Genomic DNA, 21923 nt, shown 5'->3' on the forward strand with positions numbered 1-21923 from the left:
GCCGGGAGTCCAAGGTCATGGCCGCCGAGAAGAACGCCTTTGTCTGGAACGATCCTTTCCTGATCGAGGACCAGCTTGCCGAGGACGAGCGCATGGTGCGCGACGGCGCCGCGGCGTTCGCGGCAGACAAGCTCGCGCCGCGGATCGAGGAAGCCTATGCCGACGAGAAGACCGATCCGTCGATCTTCCGCGAGATGGGCGAGGCCGGTCTGCTCTGCATCACCATTCCGGAGGAATATGGCGGGCTTGGCGCCAACTACGTGACCTACGGGCTGGTCGCGCGCGAGGTCGAGCGCATTGATTCCGGCTACCGCTCGATGATGAGCGTGCAGTCGTCGCTGGTCATGTATCCGATCCATGCCTACGGCTCGGAAGAGCAGCGCAAGAAATACCTGCCTAAGCTCGCCTCCGGCGAATGGATCGGCTGCTTCGGCCTGACCGAACCGGATGCCGGCTCCGATCCGGGCGGCATGAAGACGCGCGCCGAGAAGACGGCGGACGGCTACAGGCTTTCGGGCTCCAAGATGTGGATTTCCAACGCGCCGATCGCCGACATCTTCGTCGTCTGGGCCAAGTCGGCTGCGCATGACAACCAGATCCGCGGCTTCGTGCTGGAAAAGGGCATGAAGGGGCTTTCGGCGCCGAGGATCGGCGGAAAACTCAGCCTCCGCGCGTCGATCACCGGCGAGGTGGTGATGGAAGGCGTCGAGGTCGGTGAGGAGGCGCTGCTCCCCAACGTCTCGGGCCTGAAAGGTCCGTTCGGCTGCCTCAACCGGGCGCGCTACGGCATTTCCTGGGGCGCGATGGGCGCGGCGGAAGATTGCTGGCACCGGGCGCGGCAATACGGCCTCGACAGAAAACAGTTCGGCAAGCCGCTCGCCGGCACGCAGCTCTTCCAGAAGAAGCTCGCCGACATGCAGACGGAGATCGCGCTCGGGCTGCAGGGGTCATTGCGCGTCGGCCGGCTGATGGATGAAGGCAAGATGGCGCCGGAGATGATCTCCATCGTCAAGCGCAACAATTGCGGCAAGGCGCTCGACATCGCCCGCCAAGCCCGCGACATGCATGGCGGCAACGGCATCCAGATCGGCTATCACGTCATGCGCCACGCGCAAAACCTGGAGACGGTCAACACCTATGAGGGCACGCATGACGTGCACGCGCTGATCCTGGGACGCGCGCAGACGGGCATTCAAGCGTTTTTCTGAGCCAGTACTTTCGTCATAGTCGGGCTTGACCTGAGTATCCATGCCGTGACGTGGAGGCGTCTCCGCGGTGCGGAAATTTCGGCGCGGAAGCGCGATGGGGATTTGTTTGCACCGCTGCGTTCTTCGGTTGACGGAACGGAATGGATCCTATGGTCTGCGCGCGTCGCTTCGCTCCTTGCTTCGCCATAGGATGACGAAGGCGTAGGTATCGCCAATCGCGGACGTTTGGGCTGTTACCCAGCGTCATCGCGTCCATTAACTGCTTAAATTAGGTGCAGCGCAACATCTCTGCTTGGAGAATGGCCAGGACTTGTGTCAGGTTCGGCGAATTGAAACGCCGAACTCCGGGGCACCATGGCGATACTGGCGGCCGTCCACCACCTGACCCACTACAAGTACGACCGGCCGGTGGTGCTCGGTCCCCAGGTGATCAGGCTGCAGCCGGCGCCGCATTCGCGCACCAAGGTGCTCAGCCACTCGTTGAAGGTCGAGCCGAAGAATCACTTCGTCAACCTGCAGCAGGACCCCTACGGCAACTTCCTCGCCCGTTTCGTCTTCCCGGAGCCGGTAACGGAGCTGAAGATCGAGGTCGACCTCGTCGCCGACATGACGGTCTACAATCCGTTCGACTTCTTCGTCGAGGAATCGGCCGAGAACTTTCCGTTCGAGTATCCGGAAGAAATCAGGCAAGACCTCGCCATCTATCGGGCGCCGGAGCCGGCCGGGCCGTTGCTGTCGAAATTCCTGGAAAGCATCGACCGCAGCCCGACAAACACCGTCAATTTCCTTGTCGGCCTCAATGCACGGCTGCAGCACGAAATCGCCTATATCGTGCGCATGGAGACTGGCGTCTATTCGCCGGAGGAGACACTTGCCGCCGGCAAGAGCTCGTGCCGGGATTCGAGCTGGCTGCTGGTGCAGATCCTGCGCAACCTCGGCATCGCCGCGCGCTTCGTCTCCGGCTACCTGATCCAGTTGAAGCCCGACCTCGTCTCGCTCGACGGTCCGCCCGGCACCTCGATCGATTTCACCGACCTGCACGCCTGGTGCGAGGTCTATATTCCGGGCGCCGGCTGGATTGGCTTCGACCCCACGTCCGGCCTGCTCACCGGCGAAAGCCATGTGCCGCTGGCGGCGACGCCGCATTTCCGCAATGCCGCGCCGATCTCCGGCATGGCAAGCTTCGCCAACGTCGATTTCAGCTTCGACATGCGGGTCGATCGCATCGCCGAGCATCCGCGCATCACCAAGCCGTTCTCGGACGAGAGCTGGGAAGCGCTCGATGCGTTGGGCAACAAGGTCGATGCGGTTCTGCAAGCGCAGGACGTGCGGCTCACCATGGGCGGCGAGCCGACCTTCGTGTCGATCGACGATTTCGAGTCCGCCGAATGGAACACGGCCGCCGTCGGTCCGACCAAGCGCGACAAGGCGGATCAGCTGATCCGCCGGCTGCGCGAACGCTTCGCGCCGGGCGGTTTTCTCCACTACGGCCAAGGCAAGTGGTATCCGGGCGAGAGTCTGCCGCGCTGGACCTTTTCGCTCTACTGGCGCGCCGACGGCGAGCCGGTGTGGCGCGATCCGTCGCTGATTGCGCGAGAGAACGGCAATATCGAGGTCGGGCCGGAGCAGGCCGAAAAGCTGCTCAAGGCGATCGCCGGCGAACTCGGCATCGAAAAGTCGATGGTCAGCGAGGCTTACGAAGATCCGGCCGAATGGCTGCTCAAGGAAGGCAAGCTGCCGGACAATGTCGATCCGTCGAATTCGAAGCTGGAGGATCCGGAAGAGCGCAGCCGCATGGCGCGCGTCTTTGAGCGCGGCTTGACCAAGCCGTCGGGCTACGTGCTGCCGGTCCAGCGCTGGAACAGTCAGGCCGCCGGGCAACGCTGGCGTTCGGAGAAATGGAAGACGCGCCGCGGCCGCCTGTTCCTGGTTCCGGGCGATTCTCCCGTCGGCTACCGCTTGCCGCTCGGGGCGCTGCCTTACGTGCCGCCGGCGCAATTTCCTTACATCGTGCCGGTCGATCCGTCGGTGCCGCGCGGCGCCTTGCCGGCGCGGGACGCCATTCTGCAGGAGGCTCCGGCAGGTGGGGCGGACGACATCGCCCGGCAGCAGGCGGAGGCCTCGTTCACGGCGGCTACCGCGCAGCAGGACCGCGTCGAGCAGCAGCTGACCGAAATCGGCGGCGCGGTGCGCACCGCGCTCACCGTCGAGCCGCGCGACGGGCGGCTCAGCGTGTTCATGCCGCCGGTCGAGGCGCTGGAAGACTATCTCGAATTGGTGGCGGCGGCCGAGAACGCGGCAAAAGCCATCGGCCTGCCGGTGCACATCGAAGGCTACGCACCGCCGCACGACCCGCGCCTCAACGTCATCCGCGTCGCGCCCGATCCCGGCGTCATCGAGGTGAATATCCATCCGGCCGCCAACTGGCAGGAATGCGTCGCCACGACGACCGCGATCTACGAGGAGGCCAGGCAGTCGCGGCTCGGCACCGACAAGTTCATGATCGACGGCCGCCATACCGGCACCGGCGGCGGCAATCACGTCGTGGTCGGCGGCGCGACGCCCAATGACAGCCCGTTCCTGCGCCGGCCGGACCTGTTGAAGAGCCTGGTGCTGCAGTGGCAGCGGCATCCTTCGCTTTCCTACCTGTTCTCCGGCCTGTTCATCGGCCCGACCAGCCAGGCGCCGCGCATCGACGAGGCGCGGCACGATTCGCTCTACGAGCTCGAGATCGCGCTGGCGCAGGTGCCACACCCGGACAAGGGTGGGGCGCCCTTGCCGTGGCTGGTCGACCGGCTGTTCCGCAACCTCTTGACCGACGTGACCGGCAACACGCATCGCTCGGAAATCTGCATCGACAAATTGTTCTCGCCCGACGGTCCGACCGGCCGGCTCGGCCTGGTCGAGTTCCGCGGTTTCGAGATGCCGCCCAATGCGCGCATGAGCCTGGCGCAGCAATTGCTTGTCCGCGCCATCATCGCGCGCGCGTGGAAGAACCCGCTCGACGGCCGTTTCGTGCGCTGGGGCACTTCGCTGCACGACCGCTTCATGCTGCCGCATTATGTCTGGACGGATTTTCTGGACGTGCTCGAGGATCTGAAGCTCAACGGCTTCGACTTCCGCCCGGAATGGTTCGCTGCCCAACTCGAATTCCGCTTCCCGTTCTGCGGCGAAGTGCAGCATGCCGGCGTCAAGCTGGAGCTCAGGCAGGCGCTGGAGCCCTGGCACGTGATGGGCGAGCAGGGCGCCATCGGCGGCACGGTCCGCTTCGTCGATTCCTCGGTCGAGCGGCTGCAGGTGAGGACCGAAGGCCTCAACCCGGAGCGCCACGCCGTCGTCTGCAACGGCCGCATCGTGCCGATGAAGGTGACCGACAGCAGAGAGGTCGCGGTGGCGGGCGTGCGCTTCAAGGCCTGGCAGCCGGCATCCGGCCTGCATCCCGCCCTGCCGGTCAACACGCCGCTGGTCTTCGACGTCTACGACCGCTGGTCGGGACGCTCGGTCGGCGGCTGCGTCTACCACGTCGCGCATCCGGGCGGCCGCAACTACGACACCTTCCCCGTCAACGGCAACGAGGCCGAGGCGCGGCGGCTTGCCCGCTTCGAGCCGCGCGGCCATACGCCGGGCGGCTATGTGCTGCGCGACGAAGAAGGCTCTGAAGACTTCCCGATGACCCTTGACCTGAGGCGGCCGGCGAGATTCTGATCGACCATGGCCAAGGGGAATCAGAAACGGGCGGGCGGAAGGCCGCGGGCGCAGAACCTGCTGGAGCACTATCGGCCGATCGACGGCGTCGTCGACGAGATGGTCGACGCGGCTGGCAATCCGCGCCCGGCCTGGCGGTCCTTCATCGAGGCGCTGGACGGTCTGGGGGCTGAAACGCTCGGGCAGCGTTTTACCCGCGCCGACCAGTATCTGCGCGATGCCGGGGTCTACTACCGCGTCTACGACAAGGCAGGCGCCAACGAGCGCGAATGGCCGCTGGCGCATGTCCCGCTGCTGATCGATGAAAAGGAATGGGCCGAGATCAGCGCCGGCCTCGTCCAGCGCGCCGACCTGTTCGAAGCGATCCTGGCCGATATCTACGGGCCGAACCGGCTGATCGAGACCGGCATCCTGCCGGCCGGGCTGATCGCGGCGAGCCCGGAATATCTGCGCCCTGTCGTCGGAATCCGGCCGGCCAGCGGTCATTTCCTGCATATGGTCGCCTTCGAGCTCGGCCGCGGACCGGATGGCCGCTGGTGGGTGCTGGGCGATCGCACCCAGGCGCCGTCAGGCGCGGGATTCGCGCTGGAGAACCGTGTCGCGACCACGCGCGCGCTGTCGGACATCTATGGCGAGCTGCATGTGCACAGGCTCGCCGGCTTCTTCCGCCGCTTCCGCGACGCGCTGAACGGCATGGCGAAGGAATCCGGCGGTCGCGTCGCCATCCTGACGCCGGGACCGCTCAACGAAACATATTACGAGCACGCCTATATCGCGCGCTATCTCGGCATCATGCTGCTCGAAGGCGAGGACCTGACGGTGTCCGGCGGCCGGCTGGTGGTGCGTACCGTTTCGGGCCTGATGCCGGTCGGCGTGCTGTGGCGGCGGCTCGATGCGGCCTTCGCCGATCCGCTCGAGCTCAAGCCGGACTCGCAGATCGGCACGCCCGGGCTGGTCGAGGCGGTTCGGCGCGGTACCGTCTCGGCCGTCAACGCGCTGGGTTCAGGCCTGATGGAAACGCGGGCGCTGCTTTCCTTCCTGCCGCGAATTGCGCGGGAATTGCATGGCGAGGAGCTCAAGCTGCCGAGCATCGCCACCTGGTGGTGCGGGCAGCAGACCGAACGCGACCACGTGCTGGCCAATGTCGACCGCATGGTGATCGGTCCTGCGCTGTCGACGCGGCTCGCCTTCGAGGACGACGGCGCAACGCGGCTGGGCTCGGCGCTGTCGGCCGGGGAGCGGACGGAGCTGATCGCGCGGATCGAAGCCGACGGCGACGCCTTTGTCGGCCAGGAAGCCGTGACGCTTTCGACGACGCCGGTCTTCGTCGGCGGCCGGCTGGAGCCACGGCCCGCCAGCCTGCGCGTCTATCTGGCGCGGACGCCGGACGGCTGGACGGTGATGCCCGGCGGTTTTGCCCGCGTCGGCTTCTCGCTCGACCCGACGGCGATCGCCATGCAGCGCGGCGGCCAGGCGGCGGATGTCTGGGTGGTCAGCGACAGGCCGGTCGAGCGCGAGACGCTGTTGCCGCAGGAGACTGACGGCTTCACCCGCACCATGCCCGGCAGCCTGCCAAGCCGTGCGGCGGAGAACCTGACCTGGCTCGGCCGCTACATAGAGCGCTCCGAAGACACGGTGCGCGTGCTTCGCGCCTATCACGTGCGACTTGCCGAAACGTCCGACCCCGAGATGCCGCTGCTCGCCGACATCAGGGACTATCTCGAACCATTCGGCATCGAGGTCGAAACGGCGATCCCGCTTGGGTTGATCAGCACCTTGGACAGCGCCTTCTACAGCGCCGGCCAGATCCGCGACCGCTTCTCGCCGGACGGCTGGCTGGCGCTGAAGGACCTGTCGAAGACGATCCACAAATTTGCCGACAGGGTGGCGCCCGGCGACGACGCGACGCGGGCGATGACGGTGATGCTGCGCAAGCTTGCCGGGTTCTCGGGACTGCTGCACGAGAACATGTACCGCTTCACCGGCTGGCGCTTCCTGGAGATCGGCCGGCGGCTGGAGCGCGGCATCCAGATCGCCCGCACGCTGGCGCGGCTGACCAGAAACGGTGCGCCGGAAGGCTCGCTCGACATGATGCTGGAGATCGGCGACAGCGTCATGACCCACCGCCGGCAATATCCGGTGCAGGCCGGGCGGCGAACGGTGATCGACCTTCTGGCGCTCGATCCGCTCAACCCGCGCTCCATCCTGTTCCAGCTTGAGCGGTTGAAGGCCGAAATCGGCATGCTGCCTTCGGTCGGCGGCGAGGGGCACATGTCGGCCGCAGCGAAAGAGATCCTGCAGCTCAACACGGCGATCGCCGTGATGGAGCCCCAGGACATGACCGCGAAGGTGCTCGACGAACTCGCCAACCAGATCGGCGATCTCTACAGCAGTCTCGCCAAGGCCTATTTCGGGTAGGCGGCAATGCTTTATGACATCAGACTCCATCTGCATTACGACTACGCGGCCGCAGCCGGTGGCGGCCGGCATCAGGTGCGCGTGCTGCCGCAGACGATCGCCGGCGTGCAGCGAGTGATCGCCGCCTCGTTGTCCTTTCAGCCCAATCCGGCCGAACGGGCGGATTTTTCCGATTTCTTCGGCAACAGCGTCACCGCGATTGCCTTTCGCGACGCGCATGAGGAGCTCGACGTCAGGATGAGCGCAAGGGTGTCGGTCTCGCGGCCGGAACCCGGCCTCGATGTCTCGCCCGACATCCATGGCTTGAGGGCGGAACTCGACGCGGTGCGTTCGCTGTCGCCCAACGCGCCGCATCATTTCCTTGCCGCCAGCGATCATGTCGGCATCGATACGGCGATCACCGCCTATGCGCGGGAGAGCCTTGCCGGTTCGGCGGTCGCCACGGCCGTCGATCTCTGCAATCGCATCCACCGTGATTTCACCTATGACGGCAAGGCGACGACCGTGCAGACGCGGGCCAGCGACGCCTTCGCGCTGAAACGCGGGGTCTGCCAGGATTTTTCCCATATCATGATCGCCGGCCTGCGTGGGCTTGGCATCCCCGCCGGTTATGTCAGCGGCTTCCTGCGCACCATTCCGCCCAAGGGCAAGCCGAGGCTCGAAGGCGCCGACGCCATGCATGCCTGGGTGAAGGCCTGGTGCGGCCGCGATGCCGGCTGGCAGGAATTCGATCCGACCAACGGCATGCGGGCGAGCAACGACCATATCACCGTCGGTTACGGCCGCGACTATTCCGATGTCGCGCCGATCGTCGGCGTCCTGAAAACCACCGGCGGCCAAGTCGGCGAGCAAGCGGTCGACGTCATCCCGGTCGCTGCCTGAAGGCATGCCGTCGGTCGCGCGGGCTGCTTCTCAAATCACGATCCGGCCGCTATCTTGCCGACCGGGTGTCGCCGGTCGGGCACTGGCGTGGAGTTCAATTGTTGACTGCGGTCAGTGTCATCATTCCAGCACATAACGCGTCGGCGACCGTCGCCGACACGCTGGCGACGTTGCGTCCGGAGGCCGAGGTCATCGGCGAAGTGATACTGGTCGACGATTCCTCGACGGACAACACGGCGGCGGTGGCCGCGGATGCAGCCTCGCGGCTGGCCTTGCCGCTCCGCATCATCCAGTCGAGCTGTCGGGACGCGGGCGGCTCCCGCAACCTTGCGCTGGCCGCGGCACGCTTTCCCTGGATCTACATGATCGACGCGGACGATTTGCATCTCGATGGTGGATTGCGGGCGCTGCTGTCCAAGACCAGGACAAAGCCAGGTGCGGATATGGTGGTCGGCGCCTACCGCCGACGAACCGACGGTCAGAACCGGCAGTTCAAAATGCCGTGCGGCTATACGGCCGCGGGGCTCGCCAACGCATCCGCCTATCTGGCGGGCAGGGTGCGGTCGATCGCCGTCGGCAGCGCGCTGGTCTCGCGGCGCGCGGTCGGCGATACGCGCTTTCCGACCGGGCTTGCCTATGATGAGGACACTTTGTTCTGGGCGCGGGTGATGAGCAAGGCATCGCTCGAGGTCGTGACCCAGCCCATCATGGTCTATTTCGTATCGTCGGGGCGCTCGGACGACCGCTTCACCATCGAGCCTGAGCGACGCTTCCTCGAATGGCGCCTGGCGCTGCGCGAACTCCTCGAATGCGGCATCCCCAAATCATCGCTGAAGGCGCGGGAGGGTCTTGTCGCGCTCAAGATCGCCCGTGTCCACTACGCACGGGGCGATCTCGAAACGGCGGCAAAATTCCTGGCGATTGCCAACGCCGCTCCCAAGGTCTCCGTCGATATCTGGCGCTGCATGCGCTATCGGCTGAAAATCGCGGCGTGGCGTCGTTTCTCCGACCATCAAATCCAGCTGCAAAGTGCGTGATGGCCGATGGGCCCGAGCTCGCAGTTGTGGTCATCGGTTTTCGGGCGCCAGCTGAGCTGGTGGCGGCGGTGAGGTCTCTGCTTGCCCAGAACATTCCGATCGAGGTCGTGGTCGTGAATTCCGGCGGGGGGAATGCCCAGGCGCTTCTGGCCGACGCCGGGCTCGCTGTGCCTGTCATCGAATTCGAGCAGAGGCTGTTCGCCGGCGCAGCGAGAAATAGCGGCATAGCGGCTACGAAGGCTCCTTTCGTCGCCTTTCTCGCGGATGATTGCCTGGCCTGCCCGCGATGGGCCGAAGTCCGGCTGCGGCATCATCGGGAAGGCGCAGCGACTGTCGCGAGCGCCGTCGTCAACAGCCACCCGCGCAACCTGGTCGCTTGCGCGGCGCATCTCGTTACCTACATGCGACGCCTGCCTGGCCTCCCCGACGAAAAGGCCCAGCGCTACGGCGTTTCCTTCGACCGTAGACTGTTCGATCAATACGGATTGTTCGATGAGCGACTGGCGTCGGGAGAAGACACCGAATTCATGGCCAGGTTGCCTGAGGCGATGCGGCCGGTCTGGGAACCGCGTATCCTCACCATCCATCGCAACGAGACGCGCCTGCTCGACATGCTGGCCGACCAGTATCGGCGTGGACGCCGCTACGGCGCCTATCTCGGGTCCGTCGATGCCGAAAGACCGCAGCGCCCCTTTCGCAAGGTGTTCCGCGACCGACGCAACGTCGCCAAGCTGGCGAGAGCGGGGCTGTCCGGAACGGAGAGGACTTTCGCGATGATGTCGCTGCCGATCGTGTGGCTGGCGTTGTTCGCCAAATCGCTCGGAGCCGTCGCCGGCGCCAAATATGGCGACAAGGCGGGCCGACGCCAATGATCACCGTCGAGATGAAGCAGCCGCGCCGGCGACGCGGCCGATGGCTTTGGTCGCGGCAAAGGATCATCGCCGTCTTCAGCTATCGGTACGACGCGCATCTGGTGCCCGACCTCCTTGCCAATCTCGACCCTATCGTCGATGGCTGGATCGCCTATGACGACAGGGCAACGGATGAGATTTTCAGCAGCGAACCGCGAAGACGGCGCGCGCTTATCGCCGCAGCCCATGAGGCGGGCGCCGATTGGGTTCTGGCAATGGACCCCGCCGAAAGGATGGAAAATGCCGTCGCCGGCCGTATCGGCCAACTGACCGGCGGATCCAGACGCATCGTCTGGGGTTTTCACTGCCGGGAGATGTACACGCCGACAAGCTACAGGATCGACGGAACCTGGGGCCGGAAGATGCAGCACAGGCTTTTCGGCGCCTACCATCCGGATCGGTACCGGTCGAAGGATCTCCATGGCGCCTGGTTCCCCGAGGACCTCGGTCTCAAGCTCAGGGACAGCGGTCTCAACCTCTATCATTTGAAGATGATCGAGCCGAAACGGCGCGCGGCGCGTCGGGATCTCTACAACCGTCTCGATCCCGATCGCCGGTTGCAAGAGATCGGCTACGACTATCTGGCGGACGAAACCGGAGCGGTTCTCGAGACGATACCGGCCGGGCGAAATTATTTTCCCGCCCATGCCGACAACGGCGGGCTCTGGATGGCGGATGTGTCGGCCAACAGGCAGGGCTGAGGGCTGTCCCCAAGGAAGCAACAAACAAGCACGGAACCAGCAGCCCGCTGTGCGGCTTATCCACGGACACGTTCCGTGGAGCCATCATGCTGCAGCGATCACACCCGTCCCCCGGCCGTTCGGCTAGCGCGGACGAAGCCCGCGAGAACGGTGCGCAAAATTCGGCCGAGCGCGCGTCGCTCAGCTATGTCAGCGATGCCGATCCCGGCATTCGCCGATTGAGAAAAGGTAAGGGATTTCGTTACGTCGACCCGAACGGGAAACCGGTGACCGCACCGACGCTTGACCGCATCAAGGCGATCGTCATCCCGCCGGCGTGGACCGATGTGTGGATCTCGCCCGATCCGAACGGCCATATCCAGGCGACCGGCCGGGATCAACGCCGACGCAAGCAGTACCGCTATCACCCGCAATGGACGGAGGAACGGGACGGCGTCAAATTTTCCAGTCTTGTCGCTTTTGCCGAGGCGCTGCCTAACCTCCGGCGCCGGATCGATGCCGACCTGCGGCGGCACGGGCTGCCGCTGGAACGTGTAGTCGCTGCGATCGTTTGGCTGCTCGACAACACCATGATCCGCATCGGCAATGCCGCCTATGCCCGCGACAACAAGAGTTTCGGCCTAACCACTCTGCGCGACCGCCATGTCGAAATCACCGGCTCCAGCCTGCGCTTCGCCTTCAAGGGCAAATCCGGCAAGGAATGGAAGCTGAAGCTGGTCGATCGCCGCATAGCAAAGATCGTGCGCGGCGCGCAGGACCTGCCCGGCCAGAAATTGTTCCAATATCTCGACGAAGACGGCGATCGGCGGCCGTTGCGGTCGGAGGACGTCAACCGCTACCTCCGCGAGGCGTCCGGCCCGGAGTTCAGCTCCAAGCATTTCCGCACCTGGGGTGGCACCATTCATGCGGTAGCGCTGTTTGCGCAAGCGGAGCTCCCAGAAAGCATGACCCAGCGAAAGCGGGTGATGAACGGCATCGTCGACAAGGTTGCTGAACGGCTCGGCAACACGCGAGCCGTCTGCCGCCGGTGCTACATCCACCCGCTCGTCTTCGAGGCGTGGGCGCAAGGCACGCTGCTCAGCGAAATGACCGAGGCCAACAAGCGAAAGCGTCTCATACCGGGCCTCGACGAGGAGGAGACGCTGGTGCTCAGATGGCTCGAGGCGCGCGGAGCCTGACGAACGGTAGGCGGCCGAGGGTAAGCCCGTGATCGCCCTACAAATATTTTTATCGACGTTGTGTCGGGAAGGGTCCTACTGTCGCGTCCTTTGATACGGAAAGGACCAGACCATGCTCTATGCCATCCTCTGCTACGCCTCCGAAGACGTCGTCTGCTCCTGGAGCAAGGAACAAGACGACGAGGTGATGGCAAAGCTCCTCAACGTACAGGACAAATACGCCAAGGCAGGCCGGCTGGGACCGGTGGCGCGTCTCTTGCCGACCACCGCAGCGACGACTCTCCGCAAGGTCAAGGGCGAATCGATGGTGCTCGATGGGCCTTTCGCCGAGACCAAGGAGCAGTTCCTCGGCTTCTACACGCTCGAATGCCAAGACTTGGATGAGGCTGTCGAGTTCGCCCGCGAGCTCTCCGAGGTCAATCCGAGCGGCGGCTCCTACGAGATCAGGCCGATCTCCGTCTTCAATCCGACCAAGGTTCCCGCATGACCGACCTGGCCTGGATCAGCAATGCGATCAGCACCGCCCGTCCGCAGGCGATGGGCGCGCTGCTGCGCTATTTCCGCGACCTCGATGCCGCGGAAGAAGCTTTCCAGGATGCTTGCCTGAGGGCATTGAAGAATTGGCCGAAGAACGGTCCGCCGCGCGATCCGGCGGCCTGGCTGATCTTCGTTGGCCGCAACAGCGGCATCGACGCCGTGCGCAAGCGCGCCAAGCAGGCGCCGATGCCGGAAGAGGACCAGATTTCCGATCTCGAGGATGCCGAAGGCGATATGGCCGAGCGGCTGGACGGCGCGCATTATCGCGACGATATCCTGCGGCTCCTGTTCATCTGCTGCCATCCCGACCTGCCGGCGACGCAGCAGATCGCGGTCGCGCTGCGCATCGTCTCCGGCCTGACCGTCAAGCAGATCGCGCGCGCCTTTCTCGTCGGAGAGAGCGCCATGGAGCAGCGTATCACCCGCGCCAAGGCGCGCATTGCGGACGCCGGCGTGCCGTTCGAGACGCCCGGCGCGGTCGAGCGCTCCGAGCGCCTCGCGGCGGTTGCGGCCATGGTCTATCTCATCTTCAACGAGGGCTATTCGACCAATGGCGGCGAGGCGCCGGCCCGCGCGCCGCTTTGCGAGGAAGCGATCCGGCTCGCCCGGCTGCTGCTCAGGCTGTTTCAGCAGGAACCGGAGATCATGGGGCTGACCGCGCTGCTTTTGCTGCAGCATGCGCGCGCGCCGGCGCGTTTCGACGAGAATGGCGAGATCGTGCTGCTCGAGGACCAGGACCGGTCGCTCTGGAGCCGCAAGATGATCGACGAGGGCCTGGCCCTGGTCGACAAGGCGCTCCGCCACCGCAAGCCCGGTCCCTACCAGGTGCAGGCGGCGATCGCGGCGCTGCATGCGCGTGCGGCAACGCCCGAGGAAACGGACTGGACAGAGATCGACCTGCTTTACGGCCTGCTCGAGCAGATGCAGCCGTCGCCGGTGGTGACGCTCAACCGCGCCGTTGCGGTAAGCAAGGTGCGCGGGCCGGAGGCCGCGCTCGCCATGATCGAGCCGCTGGAAGACCGGCTATCCGGCTATTTCCACTTCTTCGGCCTGAGGGGTGGCCTGTTGATGCAGCTTGGCCGGGACGAGGAGGCGCGCGTCGCCTTCGACCGCGCCATCGCGCTAGCCAACACAGCCGCCGAGGCCGCTCATATCCGCATGCATATCGACCGGCTGATCAAGGAAAGCGGCCAGCGGACCTCCGCCAAAAAAGCGCACTGATCCGCCGATTCACCGCCTGGCCCAATTTTGCGCGCCGGGCTTGGACCATGCCGGGGTGGCGGTTTTTCCCTGAAACGAGTAATGCCACGCATCAAAGGCGCCCGGACGTGCCCATGGCGCGCCCAGACGTGGCGCAAGGCTTCGACGCTCGCCATATCCAAGGTGGGATCTGAAAGGGATAAAAATGACGATAGCGAAGGAAACGGCCTCACTTCTGGAGAAACTGGGTGTCGCCAAGGACGCGCTTGCCGGCGGCGACCTCATCGTGCGCAGCCCGGTTACGGGCGAGCAGATCGCGGCGTTGAAATCGATTTCGGCGGCCGATGCGGGCAGGGCCGTCGATGCCGCGCACAAGGCCTTCCAGGCCTGGCGGCTGGTGCCGGGACCGAAGCGCGGCGAGCTGGTGCGCCTGCTCGGCGAAGAATTGCGCGCGCACAAGGCGGAGCTTGGCCGGCTGGTATCGATCGAGGTCGGCAAGATCCCGTCCGAGGGCCTCGGCGAAGTGCAGGAGATGATCGACATTTGCGATTTCGCCGTCGGCCTTTCCCGCCAGCTCTACGGTCTGACCATCGCCACCGAGCGTCCCGGACACCGCATGATGGAGACCTGGCATCCGCTCGGCGTCGTCGGCGTGATTTCGGCCTTCAATTTCCCGGTCGCGGTGTGGTCGTGGAACGCGGCGCTTGCGCTCGTCTGCGGCGACGCGGTGGTGTGGAAGCCGTCGGAAAAGACGCCGCTGACGGCGCTTGCCTGCGAGGCGATCTTCACGCGTGCCGCCAAGCGTTTCGGCGCCGATGCGCCGGAGGGCCTGCTCCAGGTGCTGATCGGCGACCGTGCCGTCGGCGAGGTGCTGGTCGACCATCCGAAGGTGCCGCTGGTTTCGGCTACCGGCTCGACCCGCATGGGCCGCGAGGTCGGTCCGCGGCTCGCCAAGCGCTTTGCGCGCGCGGTGCTGGAACTCGGCGGCAACAATGCCGGCATCGTCTGCCCGACCGCCGATCTCGACATGGCGCTGCGCGCCATTGCGTTCGGCGCCATGGGCACGGCCGGGCAGCGCTGCACGACGCTCAGGCGCCTGTTCGTGCATGAGAGCGTCTACGACGCGCTGCTGCCGCGCCTGAAGAAGGCCTATCAGAGCGTCTCGGTCGGCAATCCGCTGGAGACGTCGGCGCTGGTCGGTCCGCTGATCGACAAGACCGCCTTCGACAACATGCAGAAGGCGCTCAAGGAGGCGCAGGCGCATGGCGGCAAGGTGACCGGCGGCGCGCGGTTCGAGAACGGGCACCCGGACGCCTACTACGTCCATCCTGCGCTGGTCGAGATGCCTGCCCAAGTCTCGCCGGTGACGGAAGAGACCTTCGCGCCGATCCTCTATGTGATGAAATATTCCGATTTCGACGAGGCGCTCGAGGCGCACAATGCGGTGGGCGCCGGCCTGTCGTCGTCGATCTTCACGCGTGACCTGCAGGAATCGGAACGCTTCCTCGGCGTCGACGGTTCGGACTGCGGCATCGCCAACGTCAATATCGGCACCTCGGGCGCCGAGATCGGCGGCGCGTTTGGCGGCGAGAAGGAAACCGGCGGCGGTCGCGAGAGCGGCTCGGACGCCTGGAAGGCCTATATGCGGCGCGCCACCAACACGGTGAACTTCTCCAAGGCACTGCCGCTGGCGCAGGGCGTGTCGTTCGATATCGACTGAGGGTACCATCGCTGGCTGAGGCTGAGATGCAAGCGCTGCTGCGCTCAGCCTTCGCCCGCGGCGGAAAAGCAGGCAGCGAAGGCCGCGTCGATAATGGCGAGCTTGGCTGCCTGAACGGCCATGTACTCGTCGAAGAACTGCCGCGAGACCCACATTACGGAATGGCCGCGCTGGCCGACCCAGCCGATGCTGCCGAGCGCTTCGGCGTCATGCAGCTTTCGCGCCAGATGGGTGCGCGACAGCTTCAGCCAATGCGCGAACTCGCTGATCGAAATGACGCTGGTCGGAATCTTGTCGAGGTTGGCGTCCTCCGGATCGATGCCCGACATCAGCCAGTCCATGACGATACCGCCGTTGTTCAGCCAAATAAACAGGGAGAAGGTTCGTTCAGGTTCCCGCACCGGAATGGATGTCAGCAAGCCGTCGCAGATCAACGGCTGCAGCTTTGCCAGCATGTCGGGTCGCTCGAGGAAGGTCGCCAGCCGGTTTCCACCATCGATGCGATCGAGCGTCCTCAAATGGGCATAAATCCAGTTGGTGAAGGTCTCGATGGTGGCCTCGGTCACCCGCAAGGGGTGGGCGCGGCCATCACCGCTCGGCGAAACATGTTCGGCGATGTTGTAGTGCAGCATTTCCTTGACGAACGCCTCGGCGGTGTTGCGGCTGGCGACCGAGTTCCGGCGCACGACCTCGATGAAACGCGCCACCGTCATGTCGGTGCGGCGGTCATTGGGGTCGCGCCTGAAATGCAGAGCGAGCCCGACATGGCCGAGCAGCCAGCGCTGCTGGGTGGCAAAGACGGCGGCAAGGCGCGGGCTGGTTTCGTAGACATGGATGAGCGCGCGCGACTGTTCCTGCACACTGCGAAGTGCTTCAGGATGACTGGCGATTTCTTCGGCGCTCAGCGGCATTTCCTGCGGCACTCCGTTCGATTCCAAGCAACGACAATGAAGATTTATAGCCTTCGCCGGTAGTGTCCAGTTTGCCTATTGGAACAACGGTAGATGTTCCGGCGCGTCCCTAGTTAACCCGTTGCACTGGTTTGGAAAATCCGTCTCGACAATAGTCTGGACCGCAACCTTGCGCACGTGCCTTTCGCAGCGCGGGCGACCCGTCGCCGAAGCGTGGCCTTTGCAACGTTGCCGGCGACGCCCTATCGTGGCGGCTTGAAACCATCGCCTCAGGCCGCCGCCGAGTGAAACGATGCCGAGAACGATAAGGACGCTGACCGCCAACGACGTGGAAACGCTCGTCGACTGGGCGGCCGGGGAGGGTTGGAATCCGGGCATCGGCGATGCCGCCGCGTTGCGCGCGGCCGATCCGGAAGGGTTCATCGGCGCCTTTGTCGGCGGCGAGATGGCGGCCGGCATTTCGGCCGTCGCCTACGGCGCGGGTTTCGGCTTCATCGGCCTTTACATCTGCCGGCCCGACCGGCGTGGCGAGGGCCACGGCAAGGCGGTCTGGGATGCCGGCACGACCCGGCTCGGCAATCGCATCATCGGCCTCGACGGCGTGGCCGAGCAGCAGGCCAACTACCAGCGCAAGGGCTTCGTGCCCGCCTATGAAACCGTCCGCTACAGCGGAGCTCTCGGCCTGGCCGGCGGCAGCGACTTGCGACCGGTCGCCAGCATGGCGGAGATATTTGCCTACGACCGCCAGTGCTTTCCGGCGCCGCGCGAGGCCTTCCTGCGCGAATGGCTGCAGCCGCCCCGTCTCGCGCTCATGTCCGCGGGCCCGGCCGGCACAGCCGGGTATGGCGTGGCGCGCCGGTGCCGGGAGGGATTCAAGGTCGGGCCGCTGTTCGCCGACGATATGGACATAGCCTTGGCGTTGGCGGCAGGACTGGCGGGCGAGGCGGGAGGCGAAGCGCTGCATATCGACGTGCCGGCCACCCAGGTCGGCTTCACCGCCATGCTTCAGGCCGCCGGCATGGTTGCGGGCTTCACGACGACCCGCATGTACAAGGGCGGCAAGCCCGGAAATGCCCCGTCGAAGGTTTTCGGCATCACGACGCTGGAACTGGGGTGATCGTGGGCCGCGTCGTCTCCTGTGATCATTGTTTGTCCGGCGTGGCGCATGCGACATGTCTGCGGGACATGGTTCGCATGGACGGGGACGGTGTTTGGTGGAGATTTCCGAATGGCTGGCAGGACGGTCCTGATCGCAGGCGGCGCCGGGGGGATGGGCCTGGCGACCGGTCTTCGCCTTGCGGCTGACGGCGAGCGGATCGCGCTCGCCGACCTTCCAGGTGCAAAACTCGACGAGGCCGTGGCGAAGATCGCCGCCACCGGTGCAAACGCGATCGGCTTGTCGCTCGACATCCGCTCCGTCGCCGCTTGCAGGGAAGTGGTGGACAAGGCACGCGAGTGGGGCGGCGGCCTGGACATTCTCGTCAACGCCGCAGGCGTCTGGCTGGAGGGAGCGGCAGGCGAGGTCCGTGAAGAACAATGGGACGTTGTGCTGGACGTCAATCTGAAAGGTGCGTTCTTCCTGATCTCGGCCGCCATTCCGCATCTGTCGGCGACGCAAGGCGTGATCATCAATATCGCCTCCGACGCGGGCATCGTCGGCAACAACGGCGCGGCGGTCTATTGCGCCTCGAAGGGCGGGCTGGTGCTTTTGACCAAGGCGCTCGCCCTGGAGCTTGCCCCACATGGCATCAGGGTCAACGCCGTCTGTCCCGGCGACACGGCGACGCCGATGATCGAGTATCAGGCGAGGACCTATGGCGGAGATGACCCCGACGGCTACAAGCGAAGGCTCCTGGGGCACTATCCGCAGGTGGAAAGAGCACGGTTCATCACCGTGGAAGAGATCGCTTCCTTCATCCACTATCTTTGCCAGCCCGGCGCGGCCCCGATCACCGGGGCCGCGCTCTCGATCGATTTCGGCATCAGTGCGGGATACTGAATTGCGGCGGCGTCGGCTTCATCGCCTGGAGGATCCATGACCGCGTTTCGCAAATCCCGCAGGGCGCTGGTGACCGGCGCGGGCGCGGCCGACGGCATCGGCGTCGCGGTCGCGCGTGCGTTCGGCGAAGCCGGGCTCGCCGTCGCCATTACCGCCTCGTCGCAGCGTGTCGAGCAGCGCGCCGAAGAGCTGCGAGCCGACAGGCTCGACGTCCGCGCCGTGGTGGCCGACCTGACGCGCGCGGCGGATGTCGAGCGGCTATGCTCGGAGGTCGGCGAGGTCGATATCCTCGTCAACAATGCCGGGATGGGGACGGTCGCCCAGCCGGCTCTGCAGCGCCGCTTTCTCGATCTCAGCGAGAGCGACTGGGACCGCGGCATCGATGTCAGCCTGAAGACAACATTTCTTGCTACGCGCGGATTTCTGGCCGGCATGGTTCGGCGCGGCCATGGACGCGTGGTGAATATGGCTTCGGTCACCGGACCCTACGTCTCTAACGAAGGAGAGGCCGCCTACTCCGCCGCCAAGGCCGGCATGGTCGGGCTGACGCATGCGCTTGCACTCGAGGTCGGCCGCAGCGGCGTCACGGTGAATGCCGTGGCGCCGGGCTGGATCGCGACTGGCGCCTCGACGCCGGAAGAACTCGTCGCCGCGCAAAACACGCCGCTTGGACGCGCCGGCACTCCGCAGGAAGTCGCCGCCGCCGTCCTGTTCCTGGCATCCGATGGCGCCAGCTATATCAACGGCGCCGTTCTCGTCGTGGATGGCGGCAACATCCTGCAGGAGCGCAAGGGCTGACCGCGAAGGTCAACCCGTCAGCCGCCGCCATCGACCGTTATTTGTTCCTGTCCGCCATCGCGTCCGGCACCACCACCAGCTTGCCGACGAAGTCCTTGGCCATGAAGTCGGTCTGGGCACGGTGGAAATCCGACAGCTTGTAGATACCGCCGACCAGCGGCTTGATCTTCTTCTCCTCGATGTAGCGCACGATGCGGCGGAAGTCCGCGCGTGTCCCTTGGCTCGAGCCATGCAGCTGCAGCTGCTTCAGATACATGGTGCGGAGGTCGAGCTGCACGACTGGACCCGCGATGGCGCCGGCCGTGGTGTAGCGGCCCTCGGGCCGCAGGATGCGTAAGAGGTCGTTGAAGATGGCTCCGCCGACAAGGTCGGCGACCACGTCGATGGGCTTGCCGCCCGTCGCCTCGTTGACGGCGGCCGGCAGGTCGGCCACACCGCGCGTGATCACCTTCTCGGCGCCGATGTCGAGCACCGCTTGCTCCTTGCCCTTGCCAACAAGCGCATAGGGAATGGCGCCGCGCGCCCGCGCCAGCTGCACGATGCCCGAACCGACGCCGCCCGAGGCGCCGGTGACCAGCACCCGCTCGCCGGCCTTCAGCGCGGCGCGTTCCAGCATCTGCTCGCCGGTGAGATAGGCGCAGCAGAAGGTGGCGAGCTCGACATCGCTGAGGTCGGTGTCGACGACATGCGCGTTCTCGGCCGGAAGCGCCTGGTATTCGGCGTATCCGCCGTCGCGGCCATGGCCCATATAATCGATATCGGCAAGCGAATCGTCGTCGCGGTTGTAGATGGAGAAGTCCACCATCACGCGCTCGCCGATACGGCTGGCAGGCACTCCGTCGCCGACGGCAACGATGGCGCCTACCGTGTCGGTGCCCTGGATGCGCGGAAAGGTCAGCGTGTTGCCTTGCCGGCGCCAGGTCGACACCGCCCCGGCATCCTCCTCAGTGCCATAGGCGCCCTGGCGCACCCATACATCGGTGTTGTTCATGCCGCAGGCGCTGACCTTGACCAGCACCTCGCCGGCGGCGGGCGAGGGCACCTTCACATCGGTGCGGTAGACGAGCTTTTCCATGCCGCCATGGCCGGTGAGCTGCACGGCGGCCATGGTTGCGGGAACGGTGGGATGGGACTTCATAGATGTTACTTCCAATTGTGCAGGTTTGCGCTGCCCCTCACCCTTACCCTCTCCCCGTGAATGACGGGGAGAGGGGGCGCCGGGGCTGGAACTTGTCCCTTCTCCCCGTTTTTCACGGGGAGAAGGTGCCGGCAGGCGGATGAGGGGCAGCGCCAACGGTCAAAGATCAGAGAGCTGAGAACACGCCGTTCACCGCGTCGGCGGTCTTGGCGACGATGGTGTCTGCCTCCTCGCGCGTCAGGCAGAGCGGCGGCGCGAAACCGAGGATGTCGCCCTGCGGCATCGCGCGGCCGATGACGCCACTGGCTGCCAGCGCCGTGGCGATCTGCGGTCCAACTTTAAGCGCCGGGTCGAAGAAGACGCGATCGTCGCGATCCTTCACGAACTCGACCGCTGCCAGCAGGCCGTCGCCACGGACCTCGCCGACATTTTTGTGGCCGCCGACGGCCTTGGCGAGCTCAGCGCGAAAGTAAGCGCCGGTCTCGCCGGCGTTCTTCACCAGGTCCATCTCGTCGATCAGTTCGAGATTGGCGACGCCCGCGGCAACGCAGATCGGGTGCGCCGAATAGGTCCAGCCATGGCCGAGCGAGCCCAGCTTGTCGGAACCCTTGACCAGCACCTGCCAGACCTTGTCGGAGACGATGACGCCGGAAAGCGGCGCATATGCCGAGGTCAGGCCCTTGGCGATGGTGATCAGGTCCGGCTTGATGCCGTAATGATCGGAGCCAAACATGGTGCCGAGACGACCGAAGCCGGTCACCACCTCGTCGGCAATCAAGAGCACGTCGTATTTGTTCAGCACGGCCTGGATCTTTTGCCAATAGCCGGCCGGCGGCGGCACGATGCCGCCGGTGCCAAGGATCGGCTCGCCGATGAAGGCCGCAACGGTGTCCGGGCGTTCGGCAAGGATCATTTCCTCGAGCTTGTCGGCGCAATATTGCGAGAACTGCTCCTCGCTCATGGAGCGGTCGGCGCGGCGGAAATAATAGGGCGCCTCGGTGTGCATGATCGGCGCGCGCGGCAGGTCGAAGGCGTTGTGGAACAGCTCCAGCCCGGTCAGCGACCCGGTCATGACGCCGGAGCCGTGATAGCCGCGCCAGCGCGAGATGATCTTCTTCTTCTCCGACCGTCCGAGAACGTTGTTGTAGTACCAGATCAGCTTGATGTTGGTCTCGTTGGCGTCGGAGCCGGAGAGGCCGAAATAGACCCTCGACATGCCCTTCGGCGCGCGGTCGATGATCATCTTGGACAGCCGGATCGAGGCCTCGGTGCCGTGGCCGACATAGGCGTGGTAATAGGCGAGGTTCCTAGCCTGTTCAGCAATCGCATCGGCGATCTTCTGGCGGCCATAGCCGACGTTGACGCAATAGAGGCCGGCGAAGGCGTCGATGCTCTTCTTGCCGGTGTTGTCCCAGACGGTGACGCCTTCGCCGCCTGCCATGATGCGGGCCGGCGACTCACCCCGCGCATGCGTGCCCATATGCGTCGAGGGATGGAAGAAGTGGTCGCGATCCCAGGCCGAAAGTTCGTTGGACTGTTCGAGCATCTTTTTTCTCCTTGCAGGAAATTCTTCCGGCGTG

17 protein-coding genes are annotated in these 21923 nt (G+C 65.3%); 14 read left to right on the top strand and 3 right to left on the bottom strand.

What is annotated here, in order from left to right:
* The first annotated feature begins 17 nt into the window (after nt 1-17).
* From QAZ22_RS12080 to QAZ22_RS12130, 11 genes are all read left to right on the top strand, one after another.
* Nucleotides 18-1208 (top strand): acyl-CoA dehydrogenase, encoded by a 1191-nt coding sequence (locus QAZ22_RS12080; protein WP_278206971.1) that lies wholly within the window; start codon nt 18-20, stop codon nt 1206-1208.
* Nucleotides 1209-1562: 354 nt separating this feature from the next.
* On the top strand, nt 1563-4913 hold the full coding sequence (locus QAZ22_RS12085) for a transglutaminase family protein (RefSeq protein ID WP_278206972.1): 3351 nt from the start codon (nt 1563-1565) through the stop codon (nt 4911-4913).
* Between the two features lie 6 nt (nt 4914-4919).
* Nucleotides 4920-7331 carry a circularly permuted type 2 ATP-grasp protein gene (locus QAZ22_RS12090; RefSeq protein WP_278206973.1) on the top strand — a complete coding sequence of 804 codons (2412 nt, stop codon included), beginning with the start codon at nt 4920-4922 and terminating at the stop codon, nt 7329-7331.
* A gap of 6 nt (nt 7332-7337) precedes the next feature.
* The gene (locus tag QAZ22_RS12095; RefSeq protein ID WP_278206974.1) at nt 7338-8213 is read left to right on the top strand and encodes a transglutaminase family protein; all 876 of its coding nucleotides are present in this window, start codon (nt 7338-7340) and stop codon (nt 8211-8213) included.
* 101 nt (nt 8214-8314) lie between these two features.
* Nucleotides 8315-9250 (top strand): glycosyltransferase family 2 protein, encoded by a 936-nt coding sequence (locus tag QAZ22_RS12100; RefSeq protein ID WP_278206975.1) that lies wholly within the window; start codon nt 8315-8317, stop codon nt 9248-9250.
* The gene (locus QAZ22_RS12105) at nt 9250-10122 is read left to right on the top strand and encodes a glycosyltransferase family A protein (RefSeq protein WP_278206976.1); all 873 of its coding nucleotides are present in this window, start codon (nt 9250-9252) and stop codon (nt 10120-10122) included. The genes QAZ22_RS12100 and QAZ22_RS12105 overlap by 1 nt, the downstream gene beginning before the upstream one ends.
* On the top strand, nt 10119-10862 hold the full coding sequence (locus tag QAZ22_RS12110) for a hypothetical protein (protein WP_278206977.1): 744 nt from the start codon (nt 10119-10121) through the stop codon (nt 10860-10862). Before QAZ22_RS12105 ends, QAZ22_RS12110 begins: the two co-directional genes overlap by 4 nt.
* A gap of 86 nt (nt 10863-10948) precedes the next feature.
* Nucleotides 10949-12040: a DNA topoisomerase IB gene (locus tag QAZ22_RS12115; RefSeq protein WP_278206978.1), complete on the top strand. Its 1092-nt coding sequence runs from the start codon at nt 10949-10951 to the stop codon at nt 12038-12040.
* A 112-nt stretch (nt 12041-12152) separates the two neighbouring features.
* Nucleotides 12153-12527: a YciI family protein gene (locus QAZ22_RS12120; protein ID WP_059184386.1), complete on the top strand. Its 375-nt coding sequence runs from the start codon at nt 12153-12155 to the stop codon at nt 12525-12527.
* Nucleotides 12524-13798, top strand: a complete 1275-nt coding sequence (locus QAZ22_RS12125; RefSeq protein ID WP_278206979.1) for an RNA polymerase sigma factor — start codon at nt 12524-12526, stop codon at nt 13796-13798. Before QAZ22_RS12120 ends, QAZ22_RS12125 begins: the two co-directional genes overlap by 4 nt.
* A gap of 184 nt (nt 13799-13982) precedes the next feature.
* On the top strand, nt 13983-15497 hold the full coding sequence (locus tag QAZ22_RS12130; protein ID WP_278206980.1) for an aldehyde dehydrogenase family protein: 1515 nt from the start codon (nt 13983-13985) through the stop codon (nt 15495-15497).
* A gap of 44 nt (nt 15498-15541) precedes the next feature.
* Here QAZ22_RS12130 and QAZ22_RS12135 read toward each other — a convergent pair whose 3' ends face one another.
* Nucleotides 15542-16408: a hypothetical protein gene (locus QAZ22_RS12135; RefSeq protein WP_278206981.1), complete on the bottom strand. Its 867-nt coding sequence runs from the start codon at nt 16406-16408 to the stop codon at nt 15542-15544.
* 292 nt (nt 16409-16700) lie between these two features.
* On the opposite strand from QAZ22_RS12135, the gene QAZ22_RS12140 reads away from it, so the two are divergent.
* From QAZ22_RS12140 to QAZ22_RS12150, 3 genes are all read left to right on the top strand, one after another.
* The gene (locus tag QAZ22_RS12140; RefSeq protein ID WP_278206982.1) at nt 16701-17525 is read left to right on the top strand and encodes a GNAT family N-acetyltransferase; all 825 of its coding nucleotides are present in this window, start codon (nt 16701-16703) and stop codon (nt 17523-17525) included.
* A gap of 111 nt (nt 17526-17636) precedes the next feature.
* Nucleotides 17637-18407: an SDR family oxidoreductase gene (locus tag QAZ22_RS12145; RefSeq protein WP_278206983.1), complete on the top strand. Its 771-nt coding sequence runs from the start codon at nt 17637-17639 to the stop codon at nt 18405-18407.
* A gap of 36 nt (nt 18408-18443) precedes the next feature.
* Nucleotides 18444-19205, top strand: coding sequence for an SDR family NAD(P)-dependent oxidoreductase (locus QAZ22_RS12150; protein WP_278206985.1), 762 nt, complete (start codon nt 18444-18446; stop codon nt 19203-19205).
* Between the two features lie 37 nt (nt 19206-19242).
* Here the strand turns inward: QAZ22_RS12150 and QAZ22_RS12155 are convergent, their stop codons facing one another.
* Together QAZ22_RS12155 and QAZ22_RS12160 are read right to left on the bottom strand one after the other, a co-directional pair.
* Nucleotides 19243-20343, bottom strand: coding sequence for an alcohol dehydrogenase family protein (locus QAZ22_RS12155; protein ID WP_278206986.1), 1101 nt, complete (start codon nt 20341-20343; stop codon nt 19243-19245).
* A gap of 166 nt (nt 20344-20509) precedes the next feature.
* The gene (locus tag QAZ22_RS12160; protein WP_278206988.1) at nt 20510-21889 is read right to left on the bottom strand and encodes an aspartate aminotransferase family protein; all 1380 of its coding nucleotides are present in this window, start codon (nt 21887-21889) and stop codon (nt 20510-20512) included.
* Between the last annotated feature and the right edge of the window lie 34 nt (nt 21890-21923).

This window comes from Mesorhizobium sp. WSM4906 (assembly GCF_029674625.1).
GTDB lineage: Bacteria > Pseudomonadota > Alphaproteobacteria > Rhizobiales > Rhizobiaceae > Mesorhizobium.

What these genes read in the sequence shown, in the direction of transcription:
- QAZ22_RS12080 (WP_278206971.1), top strand. Translation starts at nt 18, where the DNA reads ATGGCCGCCGAGAAGAACGCCTTTGTCTGGAACGATCCTTTCCTGATC.
- QAZ22_RS12085 (WP_278206972.1), top strand. Translation starts at nt 1,563, where the DNA reads ATGGCGATACTGGCGGCCGTCCACCACCTGACCCACTACAAGTACGAC.
- QAZ22_RS12090 (WP_278206973.1), top strand. Translation starts at nt 4,920, where the DNA reads ATGGCCAAGGGGAATCAGAAACGGGCGGGCGGAAGGCCGCGGGCGCAG.
- QAZ22_RS12095 (WP_278206974.1), top strand. Translation starts at nt 7,338, where the DNA reads ATGCTTTATGACATCAGACTCCATCTGCATTACGACTACGCGGCCGCA.
- QAZ22_RS12105 (WP_278206976.1), top strand. Translation starts at nt 9,250, where the DNA reads ATGGCCGATGGGCCCGAGCTCGCAGTTGTGGTCATCGGTTTTCGGGCG.
- QAZ22_RS12110 (WP_278206977.1), top strand. Translation starts at nt 10,119, where the DNA reads ATGATCACCGTCGAGATGAAGCAGCCGCGCCGGCGACGCGGCCGATGG.
- QAZ22_RS12115 (WP_278206978.1), top strand. Translation starts at nt 10,949, where the DNA reads ATGCTGCAGCGATCACACCCGTCCCCCGGCCGTTCGGCTAGCGCGGAC.
- QAZ22_RS12120 (WP_059184386.1), top strand. Translation starts at nt 12,153, where the DNA reads ATGCTCTATGCCATCCTCTGCTACGCCTCCGAAGACGTCGTCTGCTCC.
- QAZ22_RS12125 (WP_278206979.1), top strand. Translation starts at nt 12,524, where the DNA reads ATGACCGACCTGGCCTGGATCAGCAATGCGATCAGCACCGCCCGTCCG.
- QAZ22_RS12130 (WP_278206980.1), top strand. Translation starts at nt 13,983, where the DNA reads ATGACGATAGCGAAGGAAACGGCCTCACTTCTGGAGAAACTGGGTGTC.
- QAZ22_RS12135 (WP_278206981.1), bottom strand. Translation starts at nt 16,408, where the DNA reads ATGCCGCTGAGCGCCGAAGAAATCGCCAGTCATCCTGAAGCACTTCGC.
- QAZ22_RS12140 (WP_278206982.1), top strand. Translation starts at nt 16,701, where the DNA reads ATGCCGAGAACGATAAGGACGCTGACCGCCAACGACGTGGAAACGCTC.
- QAZ22_RS12145 (WP_278206983.1), top strand. Translation starts at nt 17,637, where the DNA reads ATGGCTGGCAGGACGGTCCTGATCGCAGGCGGCGCCGGGGGGATGGGC.
- QAZ22_RS12150 (WP_278206985.1), top strand. Translation starts at nt 18,444, where the DNA reads ATGACCGCGTTTCGCAAATCCCGCAGGGCGCTGGTGACCGGCGCGGGC.
- QAZ22_RS12155 (WP_278206986.1), bottom strand. Translation starts at nt 20,343, where the DNA reads ATGAAGTCCCATCCCACCGTTCCCGCAACCATGGCCGCCGTGCAGCTC.
- QAZ22_RS12160 (WP_278206988.1), bottom strand. Translation starts at nt 21,889, where the DNA reads ATGCTCGAACAGTCCAACGAACTTTCGGCCTGGGATCGCGACCACTTC.